The sequence below is a fragment of the Actinomadura formosensis NBRC 14204 genome (genome assembly GCF_001552155.1).
Taxonomy (GTDB): Bacteria; Actinomycetota; Actinomycetes; order Streptosporangiales; family Streptosporangiaceae; genus Spirillospora; species Spirillospora formosensis.
This window is the reverse complement of record NZ_BCQQ01000224.1, coordinates 1-4,148: the sequence shown is the minus strand read 5'-3', so window position 1 is coordinate 4,148 and position 4,148 is coordinate 1. Positions and strand designations below refer to the sequence as shown.

The following is a 4,148-nucleotide window of genomic DNA, read 5'->3' as shown; positions in this document are numbered from 1 at the left end:
TCGTCCAGCCGCTCGGCCCAGCTCGGCCGCGACGCCCGGCGCTCCAGGTCGAACCCCGGATGGTCGTCGTTCCCCATGCAGAGACACAGCGCCAGCCGCCCCGGCCCCCGCCGCTCGTAGCCGGTCCCCCGGCAGGTCTCGCACACCTCCTCGACCGGGAACGGCTCCGGGAGCACCGGCAGCGCCGCCCAGTCCCCCCGCTCCACCGCCGCAGCCGCAGCCGCGAAAAACTCCGACCGGGACGGCAACGACTCCGACCGCAGAACCTCACGCTCCACAGCACACGACACCCGCGAGAGAGTGTTCATGGGCCAGTCCTTCCGTTCGACTGAGCTGGTCCAGCGGCCCCGGCGGTGTTTGGCGACGACGCCGGGGCCGCGTACTGTCTCACTCTGAGACAGCATTGATACTGTCTCACAATGAGACAGGAACGGAAAGCTATGGACTTGGAAGACGCCCTTCGCGAGCTTCTGCCGGACCAGGAAAACACCCAGGTTGAACAGGGAAAATTGGTCGCGGCCGCCGTTGAAGCGTGGCGGCGACGCCACGTCAATACGGAGGCGGGTGCCGCCGTCATAGCCGCGCTGGCGAGACTCGGCCTCTCCTACAGACAGATTGCCGAGCTGACCGGCATCCCTGCCGCGACGGCACACCGTTGGGCCAGGCCACCCGAGCAAGATGCTGAGTAAAAGCGAAGGGCCGGGAGCTGCGAACTCCCGGCCCCACAAGTCACTTCCCACCAGGTCAAGCAAGAAGGACGTTTCGACATGAGCGTACCCACCCGTTCCGACAGCTTCACGCCCCGCGTGGTCCGCCCGGCCGATATGGACTGGGTGAAGTTCGATGCCCAGTTGGCGCGCGACGGCTCGGTGGATCCGGTCGACAAGGCGCTCTACGCCGCTCTGGCCAGCTTCGTTGACAAGGACGGCCGCGACAGCGACCCGGACCCGAGCGGCGAGGACATCCCGACACGCGCGGTTCTCGCGGCGTGCATCGGCCGGTCGGTAGACACCGTGGACCGGGCGACCAAGCGCCTGGAGCGTCGCGGCCTGGTGCGCGTGGAGCGCCGCCGCGACCCCAACAGCTCACATGCGAACCTGCCGAGCGTGTACGAGCTGCTCGACCACGAGCTGTGGGACGAGCGCGCAGCCGCGCGTGCCGAGGCCCGGAAGGCCGCCCGCAGGGAGCGCGAGCAGCCTCCGCAGATCGCCCCGCCGGGATCAGAGAAGCCCGGCGGGGGGGGCCGCATGGGTGCGGCGGTTCCTCTCTCCCTCCAGAATGTCTCTCTCTCAGACGCGCGCGAAAGCGACGTCCCGGCGCCCCGTACGGCGCCCGAAGAGGGGGAGAGAGAGACCTCTTCGCGGGACGAACAAGCCCGCGCTGTCGCGGCCGCGTGGACGGCCGGTACGGGGTTGCCGCGCGTCCCTGGCAGCGAGCGCAAGATCCGCGAGCAGGCAGCCGAGTTGCTCGCCGAAGGGCACGACCCGGCACATCTGGCTTCAGTCGCCCGCTGGATGGCCGCTAAGGGCTGGCGGGACCTCGGGTATGCCCTGACGGCCCCCGACGCGCCAGCGGCCCTCTCAGCAACTTCTGAGGGCCGTCAACGGCGGGAGTGGTGCGGTGAGTGCTCCGACCCGATCAAGCGGCAGAGCGAGGACGACGAGGGCCGTGTCCGCCGATGCCCGACTTGCCACCCGCTGAACTCGCGAGCCAGCACCCTTACAGCGTCAAGCTGACCGGCCCCAAGCAACCGGCCCTGGGCACTTTCGAGAGAGGCGCAACCCCCATGACCACGAACACAGCCGACACTGGAGACGAGCGGTTCACCCTCGGATTGGTTCACGAGGTGTTCGCGCTGCTCGACCAGCACGGCTACCAGCGCGGCCCCGCACGCGCAGTCGGTGAGTGCTACGGCCTGCTCCAGCAGCTCGTGACCCTCTACGAGGGCCGCGACGAGGGCGAACACGGCTGAGTGAGAACTTTCTCTACGTCTTCAAGGGCCGCGCCGAGCGCGGCCAGGACGTCGACGGCGGCCGGGCGTGCGGCCTCTCCGGGCCGGTCCCGGCCGCCGCCAACGTCCACCAGGACGTGAGGGGTTTCGTCCCGGCGGCCGCGGAACCGAGCGCGCGACGAAACCTGGCAGGACGGCCCCGTACGGCTGCGCGTGGCTGCGAGCCCGGCACCGGAAACGATCTTGTCACGGGCTCTGTCACGCGTGTAGCTGTCACGGTGTCACGGCGCCGCTGACCTGTAACTCTCTCCCCGGCCCCTCTTGTGACGGGAAGGGCGTGACACCGGGCCGGGCGAGCATTGCCGAATTGAGCTGTTTGGGATCAAGCGCGGCCGCTGGCGCGGCCGCGAGGGCGGGCCGGGCCGGGCGTGCGGCCTGGGGGCCGGTCCCGGCCCGGCCCGCCCGCCGGCCGATGGCAGGCGGACCGGTTGCCGAAAGATTCAGCGGCCCCGAGCGGCCCGTCTCGTCTCACCGTCTCAGCAGGGGTTCGCGCGCGTATATGCGCGCGCGCCTTGAGGGCCTCTGCACGGGGCGAGACGACCGTGAGACGAGACGCCGAGACGAGACGCCGAGACAGCCCCTCCGCGAGGGGTCAGCCGGTCAGGTCGGCGCGGATCTGCGCGGCCAGCTCTTCCCGCCGGGCGGGGTCGGCGGCGGCCTGGCGCAGCAGCGCCCGCCACATCACCGAGTGCGGCAACGTTGGGGTGTCGGTTCGCTCCGCCAGCTCGTCGACGAGCTGGCGCATGGCGCGGTAGTCGGCCGGGTCCAGATCGACCGTGATCCGGACCGGCTTGGTTCGTCGCGCGGTCGCGCCGGGCGTCGGAGCCTGGCCGGTCTCGGCGTCCTTGCGGCGCGAGCGGCCAGCCGCGGCGAACCGGTCCGGCGAGGACCCGCTACGCCGCGCCATCACCGCGCGCCCTTCAGCGGCAGGCCGGCACGGGCCAGGTAGGTCTCGGCCAGCACGTCGAACGGATCACCGGGCCGGACGCGCGGCGGTTCGCCGTAGGCCAGCGCGTAGACCTCACGGCGCGGGATCTGCGCGCCGAGCACTTCGTACCCGAGATCGGTGAGCGCCTGGCGGACGTCGCGGCCGGACCGGGCCGAGCCGACCACGCGGTTCAGCAGCACCGCCACCCGGGCGGGGGACGTGCGTACTTCCGCGACTTCATCCAGCAGGTCAGCCATGCCCGAGGTGCGCTCGACCTCGATCGTGGACGGCGCCACCGGGATCGTGATCTCGTCCACGTGCCGCAGCACCGACCGCACGATCAGCCCGTGGTCTTCTGCCTGCGGCAGGTCCGCCACGACCACGGTGTCCGGGCCGGACAGTCCGGCCAGCCGCCGCCCAGCGTCGCGCATCGCCAGGCCGTACACATCGAACGGGAACCCGCTCACCGCGTCCGACCACGACAGCGCCGACGCGGCCGGATCGCAGTCGGCCAGCACCACCCGATGCCCCCGCTCATGCAGTGCGTACGCCAGCAGCACCGCACACGTGGTCTTGCCCGTTCCCGGCTTCAAGTTCGCGAACGCGACCGCAACGCCCATGAGCGTTACTGAATCACGGAACACCGTACTTACTGAAGTCTCGCCAGCGCCGGACGCACGCGACCACGAACGCGCCATGAGCAGTCACGACAGCAGGCTCCGAGAACGCTCAGGAGCGGTGCGGACGGCCGGTTGAGCGTCGTTGCCGCTGGGGGCTCCACCGCCCCCAGACCCCCGCGAGCCGGAACACCCGGACGCCCGCAACCGTGAGCGATCATGCGGACCGTTCGGGCGTCCGGGCACTCCGGGCCGTGCGGCACTCCGGGTTTCGTGCGGGGCGTACGTCACGTCATCGGCGTACGTGAAACCGCAGACGTACCGCGACGGCGGCCGCCACGACGAAGGCCCCCGGACCAGTGATCCGAGGGCCTTCGAGAAGGTGTGAGGTCACGTCATGTCGAGCCACGAGGCCCACGCGGCCGCCGCCTCAGCCGGCGACAGCACCCGAGGATGCGCCCAACCGGTATCCCGGCAGGTCAGGCAGTCCGGACGCCACAGCAGAGCCGCGGCCGCCGCCGTACCGTTCAGAGCCGGAGCGATTGTGCAGGCCCCACACAGCGACCACACCCGCGTGACGCCGTCCCGACCC

7 protein-coding genes are annotated in these 4,148 nt (G+C 70.9%); 3 read left to right on the top strand and 4 right to left on the bottom strand.

Translation table 11 applies throughout. The features are described 5' to 3' along the window. On the bottom strand, nucleotides 1–308 hold a 308-nt coding region (locus AF1_RS31680), incomplete at its 3' end, for a hypothetical protein (RefSeq protein ID WP_157419381.1). A gap of 132 nt (nucleotides 309–440) precedes the next feature. On the opposite strand from AF1_RS31680, the gene AF1_RS31675 reads away from it, so the two are divergent. From AF1_RS31675 to AF1_RS34980, 3 genes are all read left to right on the top strand, one after another. Next, on the top strand, nucleotides 441–689 hold the full coding sequence (locus AF1_RS31675; RefSeq protein WP_067807842.1) for an antitoxin Xre-like helix-turn-helix domain-containing protein: 249 nt from the start codon (nucleotides 441–443) through the stop codon (nucleotides 687–689). Nucleotides 690–767: 78 nt separating this feature from the next. After that, nucleotides 768–1,736, top strand: a complete 969-nt coding sequence (locus tag AF1_RS31670) for a helix-turn-helix domain-containing protein (protein WP_067807839.1) — start codon at nucleotides 768–770, stop codon at nucleotides 1,734–1,736. A gap of 50 nt (nucleotides 1,737–1,786) precedes the next feature. Then, a complete protein-coding gene (locus tag AF1_RS34980) occupies nucleotides 1,787–1,972 on the top strand; it encodes a hypothetical protein (protein WP_131733072.1) in 186 nt (61 codons plus the stop codon). A 631-nt stretch (nucleotides 1,973–2,603) separates the two neighbouring features. Here AF1_RS34980 and AF1_RS31665 read toward each other — a convergent pair. From AF1_RS31665 to AF1_RS36070, 3 genes are all read right to left on the bottom strand, one after another. Further along, a complete protein-coding gene (locus tag AF1_RS31665; RefSeq protein ID WP_067807836.1) occupies nucleotides 2,604–2,918 on the bottom strand; it encodes a hypothetical protein in 315 nt (104 codons plus the stop codon). Continuing rightward, the gene (locus AF1_RS31660; RefSeq protein WP_067807833.1) at nucleotides 2,918–3,559 is read right to left on the bottom strand and encodes a ParA family protein; all 642 of its coding nucleotides are present in this window, start codon (nucleotides 3,557–3,559) and stop codon (nucleotides 2,918–2,920) included. The genes AF1_RS31665 and AF1_RS31660 overlap by 1 nt, the downstream gene beginning before the upstream one ends. A 387-nt stretch (nucleotides 3,560–3,946) precedes the next feature. Further along, nucleotides 3,947–4,148: hypothetical protein (locus AF1_RS36070; protein ID WP_217999867.1), on the bottom strand; the 202-nt coding region annotated here is incomplete at its 5' end.

Excerpts from the sequence above, each read along its gene's own strand:
- AF1_RS31675 (WP_067807842.1), top strand. The coding sequence starts at position 441 with ATGGACTTGGAAGACGCCCTTCGCGAGCTTCTGCCGGACCAGGAAAAC.
- AF1_RS31670 (WP_067807839.1), top strand. The coding sequence starts at position 768 with ATGAGCGTACCCACCCGTTCCGACAGCTTCACGCCCCGCGTGGTCCGC.
- AF1_RS34980 (WP_131733072.1), top strand. The coding sequence starts at position 1,787 with ATGACCACGAACACAGCCGACACTGGAGACGAGCGGTTCACCCTCGGA.
- AF1_RS31665 (WP_067807836.1), bottom strand. The coding sequence starts at position 2,918 with ATGGCGCGGCGTAGCGGGTCCTCGCCGGACCGGTTCGCCGCGGCTGGC.
- AF1_RS31660 (WP_067807833.1), bottom strand. The coding sequence starts at position 3,559 with ATGGGCGTTGCGGTCGCGTTCGCGAACTTGAAGCCGGGAACGGGCAAG.